The sequence below is a fragment of the Streptomyces sp. NPDC059861 genome (assembly GCF_042731435.1).
Lineage (GTDB): Bacteria > Actinomycetota > Actinomycetes > Streptomycetales > Streptomycetaceae > Streptomyces.
This window is the reverse complement of sequence record NZ_JBHWJQ010000018.1, coordinates 88299-106976: the sequence shown is the minus strand read 5'-3', so window position 1 is coordinate 106976 and position 18678 is coordinate 88299. Positions and strand designations below refer to the sequence as shown.

At 71.6% G+C, this 18678-nt stretch carries 20 protein-coding genes; 6 read left to right on the top strand and 14 right to left on the bottom strand.

The window, feature by feature from the left end; all coding sequences use genetic code 11:
- Positions 1 to 108 precede the first annotated feature (108 nt).
- The 6 genes from ACFV6X_RS18155 to ACFV6X_RS18130 form a co-directional block, all read right to left on the bottom strand.
- Positions 109 to 447, bottom strand: a complete 339-nt coding sequence (locus ACFV6X_RS18155) for a hypothetical protein (RefSeq protein ID WP_385384407.1) — start codon at positions 445 to 447, stop codon at positions 109 to 111.
- Positions 448 to 553: 106 nt separating this feature from the next.
- Positions 554 to 1447, bottom strand: a complete 894-nt coding sequence (locus ACFV6X_RS18150) for a Gfo/Idh/MocA family protein (RefSeq protein WP_385384404.1) — start codon at positions 1445 to 1447, stop codon at positions 554 to 556.
- Positions 1444 to 2682 carry an ROK family protein gene (locus ACFV6X_RS18145; RefSeq protein WP_385384401.1) on the bottom strand — a complete coding sequence of 413 codons (1239 nt, stop codon included), beginning with the start codon at positions 2680 to 2682 and terminating at the stop codon, positions 1444 to 1446. The genes ACFV6X_RS18150 and ACFV6X_RS18145 overlap by 4 nt, the downstream gene beginning before the upstream one ends.
- A 19-nt stretch (positions 2683 to 2701) precedes the next feature.
- Positions 2702 to 3586, bottom strand: coding sequence for a carbohydrate ABC transporter permease (locus ACFV6X_RS18140; RefSeq protein ID WP_365456887.1), 885 nt, complete (start codon positions 3584 to 3586; stop codon positions 2702 to 2704).
- Entirely contained in the window at positions 3583 to 4602 is a 1020-nt protein-coding gene (locus tag ACFV6X_RS18135) for a carbohydrate ABC transporter permease (protein ID WP_385384398.1), read from the bottom strand. The genes ACFV6X_RS18140 and ACFV6X_RS18135 overlap by 4 nt, the downstream gene beginning before the upstream one ends.
- Positions 4603 to 4633: 31 nt before the next feature.
- On the bottom strand, positions 4634 to 6037 hold the full coding sequence (locus ACFV6X_RS18130; RefSeq protein WP_385384395.1) for an ABC transporter substrate-binding protein: 1404 nt from the start codon (positions 6035 to 6037) through the stop codon (positions 4634 to 4636).
- A 127-nt stretch (positions 6038 to 6164) separates the two neighbouring features.
- On the opposite strand from ACFV6X_RS18130, the gene ACFV6X_RS18125 reads away from it, so the two are divergent.
- Genes ACFV6X_RS18125 through ACFV6X_RS18110 form a run of 4 tightly spaced genes read left to right on the top strand, consistent with a single transcriptional unit; the run spans position 6165 to position 11291 of the window.
- Complete coding sequence (locus ACFV6X_RS18125) at positions 6165 to 7211, top strand: zinc-binding alcohol dehydrogenase (RefSeq protein WP_385384392.1); 1047 nt, start codon at positions 6165 to 6167, stop codon at positions 7209 to 7211.
- A gap of 20 nt (positions 7212 to 7231) precedes the next feature.
- Positions 7232 to 8032, top strand: coding sequence for a sugar phosphate isomerase/epimerase family protein (locus ACFV6X_RS18120; protein ID WP_385384389.1), 801 nt, complete (start codon positions 7232 to 7234; stop codon positions 8030 to 8032).
- On the top strand, positions 8029 to 9384 hold the full coding sequence (locus tag ACFV6X_RS18115) for a hypothetical protein (RefSeq protein ID WP_385384386.1): 1356 nt from the start codon (positions 8029 to 8031) through the stop codon (positions 9382 to 9384). Before ACFV6X_RS18120 ends, ACFV6X_RS18115 begins: the two co-directional genes overlap by 4 nt.
- The gene (locus ACFV6X_RS18110; RefSeq protein ID WP_385384383.1) at positions 9381 to 11291 is read left to right on the top strand and encodes a glycogen debranching N-terminal domain-containing protein; all 1911 of its coding nucleotides are present in this window, start codon (positions 9381 to 9383) and stop codon (positions 11289 to 11291) included. The genes ACFV6X_RS18115 and ACFV6X_RS18110 overlap by 4 nt, the downstream gene beginning before the upstream one ends.
- 93 nt (positions 11292 to 11384) lie before the next feature.
- Here the strand turns inward: ACFV6X_RS18110 and ACFV6X_RS18105 are convergent, their stop codons facing one another.
- Together ACFV6X_RS18105 and ACFV6X_RS18100 are read right to left on the bottom strand one after the other, a co-directional pair.
- Positions 11385 to 11765 (bottom strand): peptidase inhibitor family I36 protein, encoded by a 381-nt coding sequence (locus ACFV6X_RS18105; protein ID WP_385384380.1) that lies wholly within the window; start codon positions 11763 to 11765, stop codon positions 11385 to 11387.
- 99 nt (positions 11766 to 11864) lie between these two features.
- Positions 11865 to 13100, bottom strand: a complete 1236-nt coding sequence (locus tag ACFV6X_RS18100) for a hypothetical protein (RefSeq protein WP_385384378.1) — start codon at positions 13098 to 13100, stop codon at positions 11865 to 11867.
- Positions 13101 to 13379: 279 nt separating this feature from the next.
- Between ACFV6X_RS18100 and ACFV6X_RS18095 the strand changes: the two genes are divergently transcribed.
- A complete protein-coding gene (locus ACFV6X_RS18095; protein WP_385384375.1) occupies positions 13380 to 13772 on the top strand; it encodes a hypothetical protein in 393 nt (130 codons plus the stop codon).
- A gap of 20 nt (positions 13773 to 13792) precedes the next feature.
- A complete protein-coding gene (locus ACFV6X_RS18090) occupies positions 13793 to 13996 on the top strand; it encodes a hypothetical protein (protein WP_385384373.1) in 204 nt (67 codons plus the stop codon).
- 111 nt (positions 13997 to 14107) lie between these two features.
- On the opposite strand, the gene ACFV6X_RS18085 is transcribed toward ACFV6X_RS18090, so the two are convergent.
- The 6 genes from ACFV6X_RS18085 to ACFV6X_RS18060 form a co-directional block, all read right to left on the bottom strand.
- The gene (locus tag ACFV6X_RS18085; RefSeq protein WP_385384370.1) at positions 14108 to 14515 is read right to left on the bottom strand and encodes a hypothetical protein; all 408 of its coding nucleotides are present in this window, start codon (positions 14513 to 14515) and stop codon (positions 14108 to 14110) included.
- Positions 14509 to 15282 carry a M23 family metallopeptidase gene (locus ACFV6X_RS18080; RefSeq protein WP_385384367.1) on the bottom strand — a complete coding sequence of 258 codons (774 nt, stop codon included), beginning with the start codon at positions 15280 to 15282 and terminating at the stop codon, positions 14509 to 14511. The genes ACFV6X_RS18085 and ACFV6X_RS18080 overlap by 7 nt, the downstream gene beginning before the upstream one ends.
- 67 nt (positions 15283 to 15349) lie before the next feature.
- On the bottom strand, positions 15350 to 16225 hold the full coding sequence (locus tag ACFV6X_RS18075) for a C40 family peptidase (RefSeq protein WP_385384364.1): 876 nt from the start codon (positions 16223 to 16225) through the stop codon (positions 15350 to 15352).
- 158 nt (positions 16226 to 16383) lie between these two features.
- Positions 16384 to 16935, bottom strand: coding sequence for an RNA polymerase sigma factor (locus ACFV6X_RS18070; RefSeq protein WP_385384496.1), 552 nt, complete (start codon positions 16933 to 16935; stop codon positions 16384 to 16386).
- 161 nt (positions 16936 to 17096) lie between these two features.
- Positions 17097 to 17756 (bottom strand): M15 family metallopeptidase, encoded by a 660-nt coding sequence (locus ACFV6X_RS18065; protein ID WP_385384362.1) that lies wholly within the window; start codon positions 17754 to 17756, stop codon positions 17097 to 17099.
- A 259-nt stretch (positions 17757 to 18015) separates the two neighbouring features.
- A complete protein-coding gene (locus ACFV6X_RS18060) occupies positions 18016 to 18432 on the bottom strand; it encodes a hypothetical protein (protein WP_385384359.1) in 417 nt (138 codons plus the stop codon).
- Between the last annotated feature and the right edge of the window lie 246 nt (positions 18433 to 18678).

The window sequence follows — 18678 nt, the reverse complement described above, 5'->3', positions numbered from 1 at the left end:
GAACAGTATGATGAATCGCTAGACGATCACTAACTGATCATTTCAGAACGAGTTCGGTGCAGGGATTGGCCGTGGTGTGCGTCCGGTTCGCCGTCCACTCCGCGCCGCTCACAGGCGCCAGGGATCAGGGGCCCGGTCCTCGGGTTCCTGTGGACCGGGCCGTCCCTTGTCCGCCCACGCGGTGTCCAGGACCAGCTCGGCCATCCGGAACACCAGCTTGTGCCGGGGCTGGTCCGAGCGGCCGTAGAGGCAGACGTAGTACGCGCCGTCGCCGTAGCGGAAGACCTCGCGCCGCAGAGTCCGGCGGAGGGTGAACTCCGGCTCCCCGGTGGACGCCGCGTCGTAGAGAGCGGTCTCCGCCTCCTCCCTCGTGCCGTGGAATCTGGCGACCGTCCTGGTCGCGTACTCGGTGTCGAGAGTCTCCACCGTGATCACCCACAGAGCCATGAGCTTCCCCCCAAGACGCATGCGACCACCGGCGTGCACATCGTCGTAGGGGAATCATCGGCCGGGAGCCCGCCTCGACACCAGGTGTACGGCTCGACGGTCGGGCTCAGTACTGCTGGGCCTGCTCCATGAGGGTCTGCAGGTACAGCCCCCGGTGGGCGTCCAGTTCGGCCGGGGTGCCGGTGCGGACGGCGGTGGCGAAATCGTGTCGGAGGATGGGCCAGCACTCCTCGTGGTCGATGCCCGCCGTGTCGTAGACCGCCTGCGTCCCGGAGCCGAAGAGTTCGATGCGGGTCAGGGCGCGCGGTACCTCGACCGCTCCGGACAGTGATGCCTGACTCACGGCGCCGTTCTCGTGTTCCATGGTCAGCTCGATCCAGCGGCGCGGGTCTCCGGTGCCCCGGATGTGCGTGATCGGGCCGATCGCGGCGTCGAGCAGGTCGATGAGGTGGGGGCCCAGATCGAGCAGGGCGCCGTGCTCCAGGCGCCAGCCGGTGGCGAAGTCCCCGCCCAGGAAGGCGCCGTGGAGGTAGCAGGAACGGGCGCCGGTCACGTCGAGCGCGCGGGCCGCTTCCACGAAGGCCCGGGTGGTGGGGTGATAGCGCTTGGTGAGGACGAGCTGGGAGATGACGCCGGCTTCGGCCACGGCGTCGGCGACCCGACGTGCCGACGCCAGGTCGGGGCCGAGGGGCTTCTCCAGCAGGACGGCCTTGCCCCGCTTGGCGGCCAGCGGGGCCAGTTCGGCCTGGACGGCGGGCGGGACCGCGAAGGCGACGGCCTCGCAGCGGTCGAGCAGGTCCTCGAAGTCGACGGCCACGTGCGCCCCGTAGGGCGCCGCGGTCTGCTGGGCGGCTTCGGGACGGCGGGCCCACACGGCGGCCAGCCGGGTCTCCGGTCCCGCGGCGAGCATCCGGGCGTGCATGGCGCGGGCCCAGGGGCCGGCGCCCACGAGGCCGACCTCGACGGGCCTGTGGGTCCAGGGGGCGGTTGTGCTGGTCACGACGTTCCTGTCTGCGGGGGACAGCTCGCGTGGTCGGCGAGCATCAGGTGGTTGAGTCGGGCGTCGGCGCGGGCCGGCGAGTAGAGCAGCTCGACGACCATGGCCGTGGCGCCGATCAGACCGGCGTGGTCGCCGAGGCGTGAGGTGACGATCTGCAGATTGGCGGTGGTGCGGGGCATGGCGCGCTGGTACAGCAGCTCGCGGACGCCGGTCATGAAGGGGACGCCGGAGAGGTCCCCGGCCAGCATCAGCACCCCCGGGTTGAGCAGGGTGACGACGGTGACGAGGACCTCGCCGACACGTCGGCCGGCCTCCCGGGCGAGGCGGATGGCGTCCGGATGCCCCTCGGTGAGGAGGCGTTTGACGTCGTAGCCGGAGGTGGTGTCCATGCCGAGGGCGGACAGCTCCTTGGCCAGCGCCCGCCCGCTGGCGACGGCGGCCAGACAGCCGTAGGCACCACACATGCACAGGGCGTCGGGCCGGTCGTGCAGACGGATGTGGCCGATGTCGCCGGCGCCTCCGTCCACGCCCCGGTAGACGTCGTTGCCGATGACGACGCCCGCTCCGATGCCGGTCGACACCTTCACCAGTACGAAGGCGGAGCAGCCGGCGTGGTTGGCCTGGTGCTCGGCCAGTGCCATGAGGTTGGCGTCGTTGTCGACGAAGACCGGCACGGGGCCGTCCTCCATGCTGGGGCCCACATGGTCGGCGTACGCCTTCTGCATGCGTTCGCGGACGGGGTACCGGTCCCAGCCCGGCATGATCGGGGGTTCGATCACCTGGCCCGTCTCCCAGTCCACGGGACCGGGGACCGAGAGGCCGATGCCGGCGACGTGGACGGCTTCGACGCCGGCGGCGGCGATCAGTTCCGGGAGCCACCCGGCGAGTTGTTCCAGTACCTGGTCCGGGCCCGCGGTGATGTCCAGGGGCCCGGCGTGCTCGGCGAGGATCGTGCCGGCCAGGTCCAGCACGGCGATACGGGCGTGGCGGGTCTCCAGGTCGACGGCGATGACCGACGCGTGCGACGGATCGAAGACGATCCGGTGCGAGGGGCGGCCGCCGGTGGAGGTGCCGGTGGTGTGCCGCAGCCATCCGGCGCGGTTGAGGACGTCGAGGCGGTGGCCGATGGTGGAGCGGGACAGTCCGGTGACGCGTTGCAGGTCGGCGCGGGTGCTGGCGCGGCCGCTGCGGATCAGTTGCAGCAGTTCGCCCGCGCTGACCTGGTTCGGCGTCATGGAATGTCCCCTCACGTCGTCAGCTCTTGTCGGCGCCGCTGGTCAGACCCTCGGTGAGCAGGCGCTCGGCGGCGAAGAACAGAAGTACCACGGGGATCGTGAGTACCACTGATCCGGCCATCAGGACGGTCTTGGAGACCTCGATGCCGTTGGAGAGCTGGGCCAGTCCCAGGGGGACGGTCCACTTGCCGGGCTCGGCGGCCAGGAAGAGGAGCGCGAAGAGGAACTCGTTCCAGGCGATCATGAAGATGTACAGGCCGGTGGCCATCAGCGAGGGCAGGGCGAGCGGCAGGATCACCTTCCGCACGGTCTGCATCCGGCTGGCGCCGTCGAGGGCGGCAGCCTCCTCGATCGAGAGGGGGATGGTGACGAGGTAGTTGCGGAGCATGTAGATCGACACCGGCACGGTCTGGGCGACGTAGACGATGGCGAGGCCGAACAGGCTGGAGGACAGCCCCAGTTTGGCGAAGACGACGAACAGGGGAACGGCCAGCAGGGTCGCCGGGAACATGTAGACGGCCAGGAAGAGCGCGCTGACCTGGCGGTGGCCGAAGAACTTCAGCCGGCTCACGGCGTAGGCGCCCGGCACGGCGGCCAGCATGGTCAGGGCGACCGTACCGAGCGCGACGAGCGCGGAGTTGAGCAGGAACTTCAGGAAGCCCTGACCACCAGCGTCGGTGGAGCGCAGCACGTCCTGGTAGGTGGACAGGGTGAAGTCCTTTGCCGAGACCCACAGGGATCCCGGGTCGAGCAGCAGCGCGTCGATGGGCTTCAGCGACAGCAGCAGCATGTAGTAGAAGGGCACCACGGTGATCACCGCGAGAAACGCGATGACGACCCAGCGCAGAACTCCGAAGAGTCCTTCCTCGAACCGTGCCCGGGTCAGGGCGGCTTTGCGGGTCACGATTCCTCCTGGACCTTGTTGCCGAAGAACTTGAAGTAGAGGCCCAGCAGGATCATGAGGGCGATGGCCAGGACGAGCGCCTGGGCGGCCGCGGCACCCACGTCGTAGCGGGCGGTGAGGAAGTCGTAGACCCGGACGGCGGCCACGTCGGTGCCCGCGCCACCACCGGTCAGCAGGTAGACGTCGTCGAACTTGTTGAAGGTCAGGATGAACCGCAGCACACACAGAAGGGCGATGACCGGCATCAGCTGGGGCAGCAGGATGTGGCGGAAGCGCTGGCTGGGAGTGGCGCCGTCCACCAGGGCGGCCTCCTCCAGACCGTCCGGGACCGCCTGGAGCCGGGCGAGGATGAACAGGAACGCGAAGGGGAAGTAGCGCCAGCACTCGAAGGCGATGACGGTCAGCAGCGCGAGCGGAATGTCGAAGTGCAGGCCCAGCAGGTGCACTTCGTACTCGCGGGTCGACAGGAAGGCGATGGGGTCGTCCCAGCCGAACAGGCGCCGGCCCCAGTCGTTCACCACGCCGTACTGGGGGCTGAGCGCGACCTCCCAGACGAACGCCACGGCCACGACGGGGGCGACGTACGGCAGCAGCATCGCGGCGCGCAGCAGGCCGCGGCCGCGGAAGGGCTTGCGCAGCGCGAGCGCGGCGACGAGTCCGAGGGTGACGGAGCCGAACGTGGCACCCGCGGTGTAGAGGAGCGTGGTGGTCAGGCTGGACCAGAAGCCGGCCGAGTCGAAGACCTGGTCGAAGTTGTCCAGGGACCAGTCGCCGAGGAGGCCCATGCCCTGGATGTCGACGAGCTTGGCGTCCTGGAACGCCAGCAGCACGGTCCACAGGATGGGCAGGATGACCACCACGAGGACCACGAAGAAGGTGGGTGAGACGAACGCGAGCCCCGCGCGGTTCTCGCGACGGCTGGCGGTCATCGGCCGGCGCCCCGGGGGCGCCGGCCGCTCGGCCGGCTCGGGGCTGGTGTCCCGGCGCTGCGGCGCGCCGGCTGGAGCTGTAGTCATGAGGGGACCTTCGTGACGTGCAGGCGGGCGGCTACTGCAGGGACTTCTTGAGGGCGGCGACCTCGTCGCCGGCTTCGCGTGCCGCCTCCGCGGGGGAGGACTGGCCGCTGGTCATGGCACCGATGGCCTTGGGCACCGGCAGCTCACCGTTGGTGGCTCCGACGAGCGCGCCTTCGCCCTGGGTGATGCCCCAGCGGCGCATGTTGCTGACGCCGTCGGCGAGCTGGTTGAGCAGGCTCGCGGGGAAGACCTGGTCGAAGGGCTTCTTGGTGTCGACGCCGATCTCGCTGTGCCGCCACGCGTCGATGTAGCGCTCGGGCTGTGCGGCCGTGCCCTGGCGAACCGGGATCTTGCCCTCGGGCGCCATGCCGAACCACGACTCGTAGCCGCTGCCCATCATGTACTCGATGAACTCGCGGGAGGCGGCGGTCTCGGCGGTCTTGGTGGTCACCCACGAGGTGATCTCGCCGAACTGCGCGGCCTCGGTGGCGTCGGGGCCCTTCATCGCGGTGACGATGCCGCTGTTGGAGGAGAGGTACTCCGGGTCCTTGCGGCACTCGGCGCAGCTGGGCAGGGCGTCCTTGCGCAGGCCGGCGAGCTCGTCGAGCAGGAACGACGACCAGATGATCATCGAGGACCGGCCCGCGAAGTAGGTGGCCCGGGTCGAGTCCACGGTCTGGGTGCCGGGGGCGCCGTAGGTGCGCGCCAGCTCGTCGTAGGTCTTGAAGGCGGTCTCGCACTGCGGGGACTCGAGGGCGACCTCCCGGTCGTCACCGACCAGCTGGCAGTCGTTGGCCAGGGCCACGCTCTCGAAGCTCTGCGAGGTGAAGACGTCACCGGGGTCGGTGGCGGCCGACATGCCGTCGTGGCCCTTGGTGCTGAGCGCCTTGCCGGCGTCCAGGGCCCGGTCGTAGGTGTCGGGGGCCGCCAGCTGCTTCTGTTCGAACTGGTCCTTGCGGTAGACCAGCAGCTGGAGCCAGGCGTCGGAGGGCACTCCGAGGCTGGTGTTCCCGTCGGAGGTCAGGTCCAGGGCGTTGGCGTTGAAGGTGTCGCGCCCCAGCTCGCTGATGATCTTCTTCGGGATGCTCGTGTTGAGCAGGCCGTTGGTGTACATCTGCCAGACCTGGCCCATCGGGGCCGCGCCGATGACGTCCGGCAGGGTGCCGGAGGCCGCCGCCGACATGATCAGCTGAGGCATCTGCCCCTCGTCGACCCCGACGAGACGGACCTTGATGCCCGTCTCCTTCTCGAACCCGTCGATGATCTTCTCTTGCGCGGCGACGCGATCCGGCAGGTTCTCCTGGGACCAGACCGTTATCTCACGGTCTGGCTTTCCGGGCCCGGTGCTGCTGGAGCAGCCCGACAGCAGCCCGATCCCCAGGGCTGCTGTGATGCCCACCGCGATCGTCGTCGATCGCCGGCTCTTGGTGCGCATTGCGTGTCCTCGTTCCGACTTACGTCTACTGAGCACGCATCACAGCATCAGTTTTGCTTGTTGACAAGACATAAGTTGGGGTTATTGTCGACACAACCGAAAACCCGCAACCCTTCCGGAGCCCTCCGTGGAACGCGTCGTCCAATTCACCGGCCCCCGTCAGGTGGAGGTTGCCGAGCACGTCAGAGCCGATCTGCCGCCCGGACACCTCCGCGTCCGCACCCGCTACTCCGGCATCTCCGCCGGCACCGAGCTCACGGCCTACCGCGGCACGAACCCGTACCTGACGCGGACCTGGGACCCCGAGGCGCGGCTGTTCCGCGACGGCGCGGCCGGCATCGAGTACCCCGTGGCCGGCTGGGGCTACTCGGAGGTCGGCGAGGTCGTCGAGGTCTCCCCGGAGCTCGCGGGCACCCCGGGGCTGCCCCTGCCGGGCGACCTGGTGTGGGGCATATGGGGCCACCGCAGCGAGGGCGTGGTCCCCGCCGAGCGCATGATCGGCCACACCCTGCCCACCGGGCTGGAGCCGCTGGCCGGTGCCTTCGCCCGGGTCGGCGCCATCGCGTACAACGCCGTGCTGGCCGGAGACATCCACGTCGGCGAGGACGTCGCCGTGTTCGGGCAGGGCGTCATCGGCCTGCTCACCACCCGCCTCGCGCAGCTCAACGGCGCCCGCGTGACCGCGGTCGACGCGCTCGACGGCCGCCTGGAGACCGCCAAGCGCTATGGCGCCCACCACACCCTCAACGCCCGTACCGACGCCGTCGCCGAACGCATCCGTGAGGCCACCGCCGGAGTCGGCGCCGACCTCGCCATCGAGATCAGCGGCGTCTACCCCGCACTGCACGACGCCCTGCGTTCCGTGGCCGTCGGCGGCCGCGTGGTGGCGTCCGGCTTCTACCAGGGCGACGGCATCGGCCTGCGGCTGGGTGACGAGTTCCACCACAACCGCGTCCAGCTCATCTGCTCCCAGATCGGCGGCGTGCCCCCGCAGCTGTCCGGCCGGTGGACGGTCGAGCGCCTGCAGCAGACCTTCCTGCGGCTGGTCGCCGAGGGACAGGTGGACGTCGCCGCCCTGGTGAGCCACGTGATCCCGGTCGCCGACGCCGCCGACGCGTACGTGCTGCTGGACGAGCGCCCCGCAGTGGCGCTGCAGGTCGTGCTGGAATTCTGAGAGCTCTGAAAGGCCCCCTCATGCTCAAGACCGCCGTTCAGGAGCAACTCCTGCCCGGAGACACCCTGCAGGCCAAGTGGGACTTCGCCCAGCAGGCTGGTTATGACGCCATCGAACTGCGCGGCAAGGGCGACCTGGACTTCGCCGCCCGCCTCGACGAACTCCGGCAAGCCCGGAAGGACGGCGTGGTCATGCCGACGGTCTGCGTCGACATGCTGCACTTCCTCGGCGCCTTCGACGACGGGCTGCGTCGCGACGCGATCGCCCAGATGAAGTCCCAGCTCACCGTGATCGCCGAGATCGGCGGCCTGGGCGCCCAGACGCCGGCCTCCTACGGCATGTTCTCGCGGCGCCTGCCGCCCTTCGAGCCCCCGCGCACCGAGGAGGAGGACCGCGAGGTCCTGCTGGCCGGGCTGACGGAGCTCGGCGAGCACGCCCGCAAGGAGGGCGTCGCCCTCTTCCTGGAGCCCCTCAACCGGTACGAGGACCACATGGTCAACCGGCTCGAACAGGCCGCCGACCTGATCCGCGCGACCGGCCTGGACTCCGTGAAGATCGGCATCGACAGCTACCACATGAACATCGAGGAGAGCGACCCCGCCGCCGCGATCCTCGCCCACGCCGACGTCATCGGCCACGCCCAGGTCTCGGACTCCAACCGCTTCCAGCCCGGTGCCGGACACCTCGACTGGCCCGCCTGGCTCGGCGCCCTGCACACCATCGGCTACGACGGCTACCTGGCCCTGGAGTGCCGTCTGACCGGCGACCCGGTCGACGCCGTCCGCTCCGTCCCCGCCTTCCTCAAGAGGTCCGGCGCGTGAGCTCCCTCCTGGACCGGCCCGTGCCCACCGCTGCCGCATCCCTGACATTGCGGCGCGGTGCGGCGCGGGTCCTCATCGACAACTGGACCGGCACCTCCACCGTTCCCTCCCGCACCCTCTACCCCCACCAGTGGAGCTGGGACTCCGCCTTCATCGCCATCGGCCTGCGGCACCTGTCGGTGCGCCGCGCGCAGCAGGAGCTGGAGTCCCTGCTGGCCGGGCAGTGGGCCGACGGGCGCATACCCCACATCCTGTTCAACCCCGCCCTGCCGCACGACGCCTACTTCCCGAGCCCCGACTTCTGGCGGTCCTCGCAGGCCGGCCGTGCGGCGGGCGCCCCGTCGGCTCCCGAGACCTCCGGCATCGTCCAACCGCCGGTGCACGCCCTCGCGGCGTGGCTCGTGCACCAGGCCGACGCGGGCGAATCGCGGCGCCGGGGCTTCCTGGCCCGCGTCTACCCCCGGCTCGCGGCCTGGCACGACTACCTCCTCACCCGCCGCGACCTCGGCGGCGGAGGCCTGGCGGCCGTCGTCCACCCGTGGGAACCCGGCATGGACAACAGCCCGTGCTGGGACCTGCCCCTGCGACGCGTCACGCCCACCCCGCCCGACTCCTTCCAGCGCGCGGACCTGGACCACGGCCACCCCGCCGACCGTCCCACCGACCTGGACTACGGCCGTTACGTCCGCCTCGCGACCGACTACCGCGAAGCGGGCTACGACGACCGCGAGGCCCGGCACGGCTTCGCCGTGGAGGACCCCAGCTTCAACGCCCTGCTGATCGTCAGCGAGTTGGCGCTGGCCTCCATGGCCGAGGACCTGGGCGCGTCCGGCGAGCCGCACACCGCGCGTGCCGAGGCACTGACCGGGCGACTGGTGGACCGGCTCTGGGACGCCGACGCCGGCCTGTTCCGCGTGCGCGACCTGGGCAGCGACACCCTGATCGACGAGCGGAGCGTCAGCGGCCTGATCCCGCTCGTCGTCCCGCACCTGCCGGCCGGCGTCGTGGCCCGCCTGCGCGAGACGCTCGACGGCCCGCACTTCACGGCACCGGCCACACAGCTGGTCCCCAGCTACGACCTGACCGGCCACGCCTTCGCCCCCACGCGCTACTGGCGCGGCCCGGCCTGGTTCAACACGGCCTGGCTGATCGAGCGCGGGCTGCGCGCCCACGGCCACCACGTGGAGGCCGAACGCCTCCGGCAGGGCTTCCTCGCCGAGGCGGGGGAGTCGGAGTTCGCCGAGTACGTCGACCCCACCACCGGCGCCGCGCGCGGGACCCGCCACTTCTCCTGGACCGCCGCCCTCACCCTCGACCTGCTGTGCGCCGACCCCGAGGAGAGCACCCCATGACCGCGGCCGACACCCGCGTCCAGCTGGTCCGCGACGCCACCTTCGCCCGCCTCGACACCGAGGGCGGCATCACCGGCACCCGCGGCAGCGCACCCGACGGGGTGTTCCTGCGCGACGCCCGCCACCTCAGCCGCTGGCAGCTCACCGTCGACGGCACCGGCCCCACGGCCCTGGTGCCGGCCACGGCGGAGACGGACGACACCTCCACCGCCGTCCTGACCCCCAAGGGCACGCGCGACAACCCGCCCGCGTACACCGTCTTCCGCAGGCAGACCGTCAGCGCGGGAACGCTGACGGAACACCTGCGCCTGGTGAGCAACCGCCCCGACCCGGTGACCGCCCGCGTCGACCTCACCGTCGACGCCGACTTCGCCGACCTGTTCGAACTGCGCGCCGACGACCGCCACTACCCGAAGCCCGGCGCCCGGTACGAGACACAAGGCACCGACGAGGGACTGCGCTTCGACTACCGGCGAGGCGACTGGCACGCCCGGACCACCGTCACGAGCAGCCCGGCCCCCGACGCCACGGAACCCGCGCGGACAGCTCCGGACTCCACCGCGCACACCCTGACCTGGCACCTGGAGCTGGACGGCCACGGACAGGCCGACCTCCACCTGACCGTCCGGGCCCAGCCGCACGGCCCGGCGGTCCACGCCCCGGCCGTCCCGCACCCGCACCCGCGGGCCGCGACGCCGACGGACGACTTCACCCGGACCTGCGAACGCGGCCTGGCCGACGTGGATCTGCTGACCATCCCGGTCACCGGCGTCGACGGCGAGGAGGTCTACGCGCCCGCCGCCGGCATCCCGTGGTTCCTCACCCTGTTCGGCCGCGACTCCCTGCTGACGTCGTACTTCCTGCTGCCCTACCGGCCGGAGACGGCCGCCGCCACCCTGAGCGCGCTCGCCGCGACCCAGGGACAGGACTACGACACCTTCAGCGGCGAGCAGCCCGGACGGATCGTCCACGAGACCCGCCACGGCGAACTCGCCCACTTCCGGCAGATCCCCTACGGCCGCTACTACGGGGCCGTCGACGCCACCCCCCTGTTCCTGATCCTCCTCCAGGCCCACCACGAGGCGACCGGCGACCGCTCGCTGGCCGTCCGCCTGGAGCCGCACGCCCGGCGGGCCGTCGACTGGATGCTCACCGACGGCGGCCTGGAGAAGCACGGCTACCTCGTCTACACCCCCGACCCGGGTGGCCTCGTCAACCAGAACTGGAAGGACTCCGCGGGCGCCATCTGCTTCACCGACGGCACCCAGGCCGAGGGCCCGATCGCTGTCTCGGAGGCCCAGGGCTATGCCTACGACGCACTCGTGCGCACCGCGGAGCTCGCCCAGGACGTGTGGCGGGACGAGGCGTACGCGCACCGCCTGCGCGAGGCCGCCGCCCGGCTGCGCGGCCGCTTCGTGACGGACTTCTGGATGCCGGGGGCCGACTTCCCGGCCCTCGCCCTGGACGGGCAGGGCCGCCAGGTCGACGCCCTCGCGTCGGACGCGGGACACCTGCTGTGGTCCGGCATCCTCGACACGGATCACGCCCACCGCGTGGGCAGGCGCCTGCTGGAACCGGACTTCTTCTCGGGCTGGGCCATCCGCACCCTGGCCGCCGGCCAGCAGCCGTACCACCCGCTGTCCTACCACCGTGGCAGCGCCTGGCCGCACGACAACGCGGTCATCGCCCTCGGCCTGGCCCGCTACGGGCTCACCGACGAGGTCGCCACCGTCGCCGAGGGCCTCATCACGGCGGCGGCCCGGCACGGCTACCGCCTGCCCGAGGTCATCGCCGGCTACGCCCGCTCCGGGACCGCGGGCCCCGTTCCGTATCCCCACGCCTGCTCCCCGCAGGCGTGGGCGGCCGCGACCCCGCTCGCGCTGCGGACGGCGCTGCAGCAGACGTGAACCCACGGAAGTGGCTGCCATGCGGGCCGGCCGCCGCGACCTCCTCGCCTGGACGAGGTCGCGGCGGCCGGCCCGCTCAGGGGCGGCGCCGGGTCAGCACTCGCCGCGCCACGTCACCTTGGTGAAGACGGCGTTGGCGCCGAAGCTCTGGGAGTAGTTGCCCGGGCCGGGGTTGTAGTGGACGCAGTCCGTGTAGTGACCGCCGCCGGCCTCCCAGCCCCACTCGATCTGGATGTGGTCGTATCCGGGGAACGGGTTGCCGTTGTTGAAGATGGACATCCCGACCGCCCTGCCCGACCAGTTGCCGTTCGACTTCAGCACCAGCCGGCCCTCCTGGATGAGGTCGGAGTAGATGCAGAAGTAGCCCTTGGGGCAGCCCGGCGGATTCGGCGCGGCCGAGGCCGCCGGCGCCGTTCCCAGCACACCCGCGACAGCCGCCACCGCGGCCAGGGCTCCGAGCACACGCTTGCCCATCACTGTTCTCCCTCACGTGAAGGTCGTCCCAGTCGTCTCACCCGGGGGACCGCGCGTCGGCCCACGCCGTATGAGTCGCACGCCGTCCCGATCGGCGGGTCAGCAGACCGGCACCCCGGGAACCTGGTTCTCCGGCACGCTGAGGTAGATGTTGGTCATGTAGCCGCCGTACTGCGGCAGATAGGCCCACCAGTCGTTGACGTAGGGCGGCGCGCTGACCTGCTGGCCGCGCTTCTGGCAGCCGACCAGGACCTCGACGCCGGCCGGCAGCGTCGTGAGCGCGCCGGACGTGGTCGTCGTCTGGGTGCGGACCCGGACCCCGGAGCCCCAGGTGCCGATCCAGGTACCGGCCGGGCGGGAGGCGCCGGGAACGTTCAGCGAACGGGTCAGGCGCCCCACGTCCGTGTAGGCCTTGCCGTAGGACGTCCCGGTCGGGTGCAGGGTGTAGACGACCACGATGGAACGGTCACCCGCGCCCACCACACCCGTCGTGTGCAGCGCCGGACGCGCGAGGTCGACGGCGTCGGCACCCGCCGGCGACCGGGTGCCCGAGCCGGCCTTGGCACCGGCCTGTGGCTCCTTCGCGACCGTACCGGCCGGCTCCTTCGCCGCCGCCGCGGCCGGTGCCGTGCACCCGCCGGAGCTGAAGCCCGACCAGCCCTGCTTGACGGCCCAGGGCCGGTTGAAGGAGCCGGCGATGCCGAAGTGCTGGTCGTAGCCGTCGGTGGCGCAGCGGGTGGACTGCCGCAGGTTGCCGAGCATGTAGTCGCGTACCGCCGCCGGAGCGGAGTCCAGCAGGTAGCGGTAGATCTTCACGGTGTCGCGGGCCGAGAGGGCCGTGTAACCCCAGAAGCCGGGGTGGGTGGACGGTGGCCGGGCTGTGTCCGTCAGGCCGAGTCGCGGGATCATCCGGTCGATGATCGCGCCTCCGCCGTTGTTCGCCCAGAACGTGCTCGCTGCCGCGTCGTCGCTGCCGCGCAGCATGCTGTCGATGCGGGACCGGTCGGCGGCCGGCAAGGAGTCGGGCGTGCGATTCCAGAGGACGTCCAGGGCTATCAGCAGCTTCACCACGGACGCCGACCGGAACTGCCCCGCGGTGTTGAGCTGCTCGGTGAACGCACCGGTCTGGCGGTCGAAGACGGCGACGCCCGCCGTCACCCCGGCCGGCACGTCGACCTGGACCGCCGGAGGCGGCGCGGGGGCCTCGGCGGAGGCGGCGGTCGCGGTGGTGCCCACGAGCGCCGCGAGGGCGGCGGCACACACGCCGGCATGCACCACGCGACGACGGGCGGACCGGGCGAGGCGCCCGCCACGTTCACTGTTCAGAGTCTTCATGGCCATCCTCGGGTCGGGTGGTGGTGCGTCGCTCGCACCACCGGCAGGACGGCGTTGCGTGCCGCGCCGTATGAGGGCGGGGCGGGGGGAGTCCCGTAGCGCGCTGTACGAGGACCGGGCCGAGGAGCCCCGTGCCCGCGCGGCTCTCATACGACGGGGCGCCGTCACCCGTCACCCGGGTACGGGCCGCAGGCCGCCGCCACCCGCAGGGGACGGCGCGCTTGCCCCGGTACGCACCCACCCGGCCCCTGCCCGGGCCCGACCCTTCCGGGAGCACCCATGTCCCAGCGCAGTACCCGCCTCGCCGCCGCGGGCCTCGCCGCCGGCGCCGCGCTCACCCTGTTCGCCGCGACCGGCACCGCCCATGCCGGCGCCGCCGGGTTCTACGTCTCGCTGCAGACGAACAGCAACGTCCGCTCGGCGCCCGGGACGCAGAACGTCCCGCTGCTCAACACCGGTTCCACCAGGGACCGTTACTACATGGACGGCGTCTGCTACGTGCACGGCCAGCCGGTCACCGCCGGCGGTTACCACACGGACGTCTGGTACCGCGGCACCGTCCACGACAGCGTCGACCTGTCCAAGGGCCCCTACCGGAACGTCTGGGCCTGGGGCGGCAACGTCAACGTCGGCAAGGACCCGGCCGACTCCGTCGGCGTCTGCCAGAACTGACCACCGGAAAGGACGACATCATGAGCGTTCGACGGCCTCGTGGCGACGCTCCAGACTGCCGGTACCTGGGCGAACGCGTCACCGCCGGCGGCTGGACGAACGCCGTCCGGTACCGGGACGACGTCGCCGGCTCCGCCACCGGCGGGCAGTACGAGGGGGCGTGGGTCTGGGGCGGCAACGTCGACGTCGGCAAGGACCCCTCCCCGCTCGTGAACGGGTGCTGAACCGCACGCCGATGCCCCTGGGACCGCGATCCTGGTCCCAGGGGCATCTCCCTGTGCTCAGTGGGTCGAAGAGGTTCCGCGGGTCGGCGAGGTTGCGCGGATCGGAGGGATTCAGCAGTTCGGCAGACCCGAGTCGCGCTCGTCGTCGCCGCCCCCGACGAGGAAGATCTCGCTCATGTAGGCAGACGGCGCCATGCCGACCGCCGGGGTCTTGACCCACCAGGTGTGCCAGTAGCCGCCGTAGTCCGCGCGACCGCCCTTGACCTGGCACAGCACCCTCAGCCACCCGCCGTCGGGCGACGTCGCGATGACCGGCGCCTGCTGGTCGGGCGCGGAGCGCAGATTGACGTTCGAGCCCCAGATCGGGCACCGGTACGTGCCCGGGTAGTCGGGGTCGGGGGTGCAGGGCGCCGAGTCGGCGGCCTGCGCGGATGTGGTGACGCCCGGGGTGAGGAGCGCCGCGGCGGCCAGGACGACCGCCGCGACACCCTTCCCACCGGCGCGGAGCCGGGTCAGCATTCACGCACTCCCGGCAGCCAGGCGGCGGGGTGGTCGATGTAGATGTTGCTGACGTAGCCGCCGAGCCCCGGGATGTAGGACCAGGCGTCGTTGCTGTAGCCCTCGGCGTTGACCACGTCACCGTGCTTCTGGCATTCCACGAAGACCGGCGTCGGCCCGGTCAGCGTACGCACGACCGCCGCGTTCAGCCGGGCGTCGGCCCGCACCCGGACGCTGGTGCCCCAGGTGGTGAAGTTGGTGCCGGGCGTGCCGCTGCCCGGCGTGCACGGCAGGCTCACCCCACGCGCCGCCAGGTACGGCACCGGGTCCATGCCGCGGGTGCTGGACGTGGAGCTGTGCGCCTCGAAGTGCAGGTGCGGGCCGGTGGACTGGCCCTCGGAGCCCATGCGCGCGATCAGTTGGCCGCCGCTCACCCGCTGGTTCACGGAGACGAGACGCTCGTACATGTGGCCGTACTCGGTGACCGTGCCGTCGTCGTGCCGGATGCGGATCCACTGGCCGTAGCCGCTGGCGGTGCCGGAGACGATGACGGTACCGGGGCCGGCCGAGTAGATCGGCGTACCGCGGTTGTTGGCGATGTCGACGCCGTCGTGGCCGGAGTGCCAGCCCTGGGTGATGGTCCCGGCGGTCGGGCAGGAGCCGGCGTAGTCGGCGGGCTTGGCGGGCGGGGCGGCGTCGGCCGCGCCGGCCGTGAGCGGGACCAGCCCGGCCGCGGCGACCGTGGCGACGAGCATGCCGAGGGACTGGGGGCGCTTGAATGCGCGCATGACGGGTTCTCCTCCGTGCGGGAAAGGGTGGTTGGGTCGGTTCACCGGTACGGGCGGCGCCCGTGGATCAACAGGCCGGCACTCCGGGCAGCCAGGCCGCGGGGTCGTCGACGTAGATGTTCGAGATCCAGGCCCGGTACTTCGGCAGGTACGACCAGGCGTCGTTGCTGTAGCCCTCGGCGTGGACCATCTCGCCGTGCGTCTGGCACTGCACGTCCACCGCCGTCGGGCCGGGCAGCCGGGTCACGGGAGGCTTCGCGGTGCCGGGCTCCGGGCGCAGGCCGACGCCGGTGCCCCAGGTCATGAAGCGCTTCGTGCCGGCCGGCGGCTGCTCGCCGCCCGCGATCCGCAGGGCGCCCGCGTACTGGGCGTTCAGCCGCACGTCGCTGACCATCACGAGCGTTCCCGACTCGCGGGCCTCGACCATCTTGCCGCCGCCCAGGTAGATGGCGATGTGATGGACGCTGCCCAGGTTGCCCGGGTTCGACGCCCACAGCAGCAGGTCGCCAGGCTGCAACGGGCCGAGGCCCTCGTCGCGGCCGAACCGGGCGGTGGCGCCGCTCCACTGGGCCTGGTTCCAGGACCCTTCGGGCAGGGCGATCCCGGCTCCCTGCCAGGCCGCGTACTGCACCAGGTGCGAGCAGTCGAAGCCCTTCACCTGGCTGTCGTGGGCGCCGGGGCCGCCGCCGGGGTAGTCCTGACCGTACGTCGGCCCGTGGATGGAGCCGCCGCCCCACGAGTACGGCACGCCGATCTGCGAGCACGCGGCGTCGACGATCGCCTGCGCCTGGGCCGACGCGCTCGCCAGGGCGCGGCAGCCGGCGGCGGCCACGGTCGTCGACGGAGCCGGTGCCGCGGCGGCCAGCGCGGTCCCGGTACAGCTCAACGTGGTGGCGAGCAGCAGTCCTCCTGCCATCGCCAGTGTGCGGTTCGTGCGGCGCATGCGGGTCCCCCTGATGTGGTTCGAGCGCTGTGCGGATGAGTCGGGTACGGGTGAGTGGTGTACGGGCTCGTGGTTCACGGACGAGTCCTGGGCGTGCGGGGCGTACGACGGGTAGGCGGAGCCGGGCAGTCGGTCGGTCTGCCTCGGGCCGTCGCCGGTCACACCGTGGGCGTGGGCCGCGCGGGCCCGTCGGCCTTCGTGGAGGAGACGGGCGCGGAGGCCGGTTCGTATGCGTCGAGTGCGGCGCGGATCTTGGCGAGTCCGCGCATCCGGTTGCGCTGCACGGTGCCGCGGTGGGCGCCGAGGCGCTCGCCCGCCATGTCGTGGGTCAGACCCTCGATGTCGACCAGGATCACGGCGGCCGCCTCCTTCGGGGAGAGCCCGCGCAGCAGCGCGGTCGCCACCGCCTCGGCCTCCCTGCTCGCGAAGCCGCCGTCCCAGCTAGGCTCGGGCAGCCGGTCGGTGGAGCGCTCCTGGCGCGAGGGGTGGCGCCACTGGTCGCGCAGCAGGTTCAGCGCCGCCGCGCAGGTGTAGGCGTACGGCTGCTGCTGCCGCACCAGGGTCCGGGCGCGCGCCCGCCGGGAGAGCCTCAGATACGTCTCCTGCAGCAGGTCGTCGGCGTCGTGCGGATTGCCGGTCAGGACCAGCAGCCGGCGCCGCAGTCTCGGCATCACGGCGGTGAAGGCCTCGTCGAACTCGGCCGCGGTCATGTGGTGGGTGACGGTCGTCGTGCTCGTGTCCGTGTTCTCCACGGCGAGGGACGACTTGCTCGTCATCGTCGGAGCGATGCAGGTGCTTTCCATGGTGTTCCCCCGGGGTCCGTCTGTCTGGTACTGCGGTGGGACCTGCGTGTTCCTGCGGGGCCGCGGCGTTACGGGCGGCGCGGCGTGGCGGGCCCGTACTTGGCCGTCGGCGCCGCGGTCATGAGCGCCCAGTACCGGTCTCCGTGGGACCAGTGCCACCACTCCGTCGGATAGTTGACGAACCCCGCCGCCGTCATCGCCCGGCTCAACACCGCCCGGTTGGCCCGGGACTCGGGGCCGATGCCGGACGCGCCGGTGCGGCACCGGCCCCCGCTCTCCTCGGGGGTGGCGTTGACCTCTGTACCGAGGGGGAGTTCCACACCGTCCGCGGTGCACAGCGTCAGGTCCACCGCGCCGCCGCTCACGTGCGGGGCGACCTCCGGAGGCGAGATGTAGGCGCTGGCCAGCTCCCGGATCCGGTCCGGTCGCGCGTCCGGATGGGCGGTGCGCAGGGTGGTCGCGTACTCGTCGAAGTAGCGGCGTTGCAGCGCGGCCGGCCGGAAGCCCTCCACCATCAGCAGGCGGATGCCCGAGGGCAGCGCGTCCTGGGCGAGCAGGAGCCGGCCCAGGACGCCGGCCCTGACATGCGCGTACGAGCCGTCGGCGTCGGCCTGCCGGGTGTCGACCCGCAGGGCGTCGACCTCCCGGGCGTCGACCAAGGGCTCGCCGTTGTCGTCGACTTGGGTCCCGGCCACCCGGTGGTCCGAAAGCAGGATGATGTCCGTCACGCTCACAGCGTGGCGGTGCGCTCTGCAGGATCGCTGCAGATCCGCTGCAGAGCTCTCTGCAGAGCTCTCTGCAGGGTCGGCTGCAGAGCTGCCCGTTGCACCGCTTTGCAGGTCGGCTGAACCGCTTTGCAGGGTCGACGCGGAGCGGGTGATACGAGAAACGGGCGGTACGCGGGGCGAAGTGGCCCTAATGGCCCGTCATCGCCCCGCGCACCGCCCGCCGGATGGACCTGGGAGCCGCGCCCGTGCCCGGACTTGGTCAGAAGCAGTCCTCGAAGTTCTCGGAAACTCCGGGAATGGGGTCGTAATTGCCGCCCCCCCGCACGTACACCGCGCTGATCCAGCCACGGGGCCCGCCGGCGTCCACCTGGACCCAGTAATTGTTCTCGTAGGGACCGTCCTTGACGGTGTCACCTGTGTTCTGGCAGTACGCCGTGACATACATCCGGCTGACCTTGACACCACTGTAGGGCGGGCACGAGAACGCGGCGCACGCGCGCATGTTCACGTCCGTCCCCCAGACGTAGACCCTGGTCGTCTCCGGGGCCTGCGGGGCCTGCGGGGCCTGCGGAGCCGGCGCGGCCGCGATCAGGGACAGTCCGGCGCCGCAGGCCGCCACCGCGGCAGCCGCCGTGCGGCGCAGTCGGCTGGTTCGCTTGGTCGTCGATCCGGTCATGGAGCCCTCCGGTTGGTCCGTGTGAGGTCGTCGATGCGCCCGGATGACGGTCCCCGGGGGCCGGCCGTATGCGTCACTTCGGAAACCGCTCATACGGAGGGGCGCCTCCTTCCGTCCACAGGTTGGAAGTCGGACAACCTCTTCTACGAATCGGGGGGAATTCTCACCGGACACCCAGTGATTTCCGGCCACTTTCCGTCCTACCGCGCTGCCGAGAGAAGAAGGGCAGTGCGGTGTGAGGCATGC

Coding starts and splice junctions, on each gene's coding strand:
- ACFV6X_RS18155 (WP_385384407.1), bottom strand. CDS start 447: ATGGCTCTGTGGGTGATCACGGTGGAGACTCTCGACACCGAGTACGCG.
- ACFV6X_RS18145 (WP_385384401.1), bottom strand. CDS start 2,682: ATGACGCCGAACCAGGTCAGCGCGGGCGAACTGCTGCAACTGATCCGC.
- ACFV6X_RS18135 (WP_385384398.1), bottom strand. CDS start 4,602: ATGACTACAGCTCCAGCCGGCGCGCCGCAGCGCCGGGACACCAGCCCC.
- ACFV6X_RS18130 (WP_385384395.1), bottom strand. CDS start 6,037: ATGCGCACCAAGAGCCGGCGATCGACGACGATCGCGGTGGGCATCACA.
- ACFV6X_RS18120 (WP_385384389.1), top strand. CDS start 7,232: ATGCTCAAGACCGCCGTTCAGGAGCAACTCCTGCCCGGAGACACCCTG.
- ACFV6X_RS18110 (WP_385384383.1), top strand. CDS start 9,381: ATGACCGCGGCCGACACCCGCGTCCAGCTGGTCCGCGACGCCACCTTC.
- ACFV6X_RS18105 (WP_385384380.1), bottom strand. CDS start 11,765: ATGGGCAAGCGTGTGCTCGGAGCCCTGGCCGCGGTGGCGGCTGTCGCG.
- ACFV6X_RS18100 (WP_385384378.1), bottom strand. CDS start 13,100: ATGAAGACTCTGAACAGTGAACGTGGCGGGCGCCTCGCCCGGTCCGCC.
- ACFV6X_RS18095 (WP_385384375.1), top strand. CDS start 13,380: ATGTCCCAGCGCAGTACCCGCCTCGCCGCCGCGGGCCTCGCCGCCGGC.
- ACFV6X_RS18090 (WP_385384373.1), top strand. CDS start 13,793: ATGAGCGTTCGACGGCCTCGTGGCGACGCTCCAGACTGCCGGTACCTG.
- ACFV6X_RS18085 (WP_385384370.1), bottom strand. CDS start 14,515: ATGCTGACCCGGCTCCGCGCCGGTGGGAAGGGTGTCGCGGCGGTCGTC.
- ACFV6X_RS18080 (WP_385384367.1), bottom strand. CDS start 15,282: ATGCGCGCATTCAAGCGCCCCCAGTCCCTCGGCATGCTCGTCGCCACG.
- ACFV6X_RS18075 (WP_385384364.1), bottom strand. CDS start 16,225: ATGCGCCGCACGAACCGCACACTGGCGATGGCAGGAGGACTGCTGCTC.
- ACFV6X_RS18070 (WP_385384496.1), bottom strand. CDS start 16,935: ATGACCGCGGCCGAGTTCGACGAGGCCTTCACCGCCGTGATGCCGAGA.
- ACFV6X_RS18060 (WP_385384359.1), bottom strand. CDS start 18,432: ATGACCGGATCGACGACCAAGCGAACCAGCCGACTGCGCCGCACGGCG.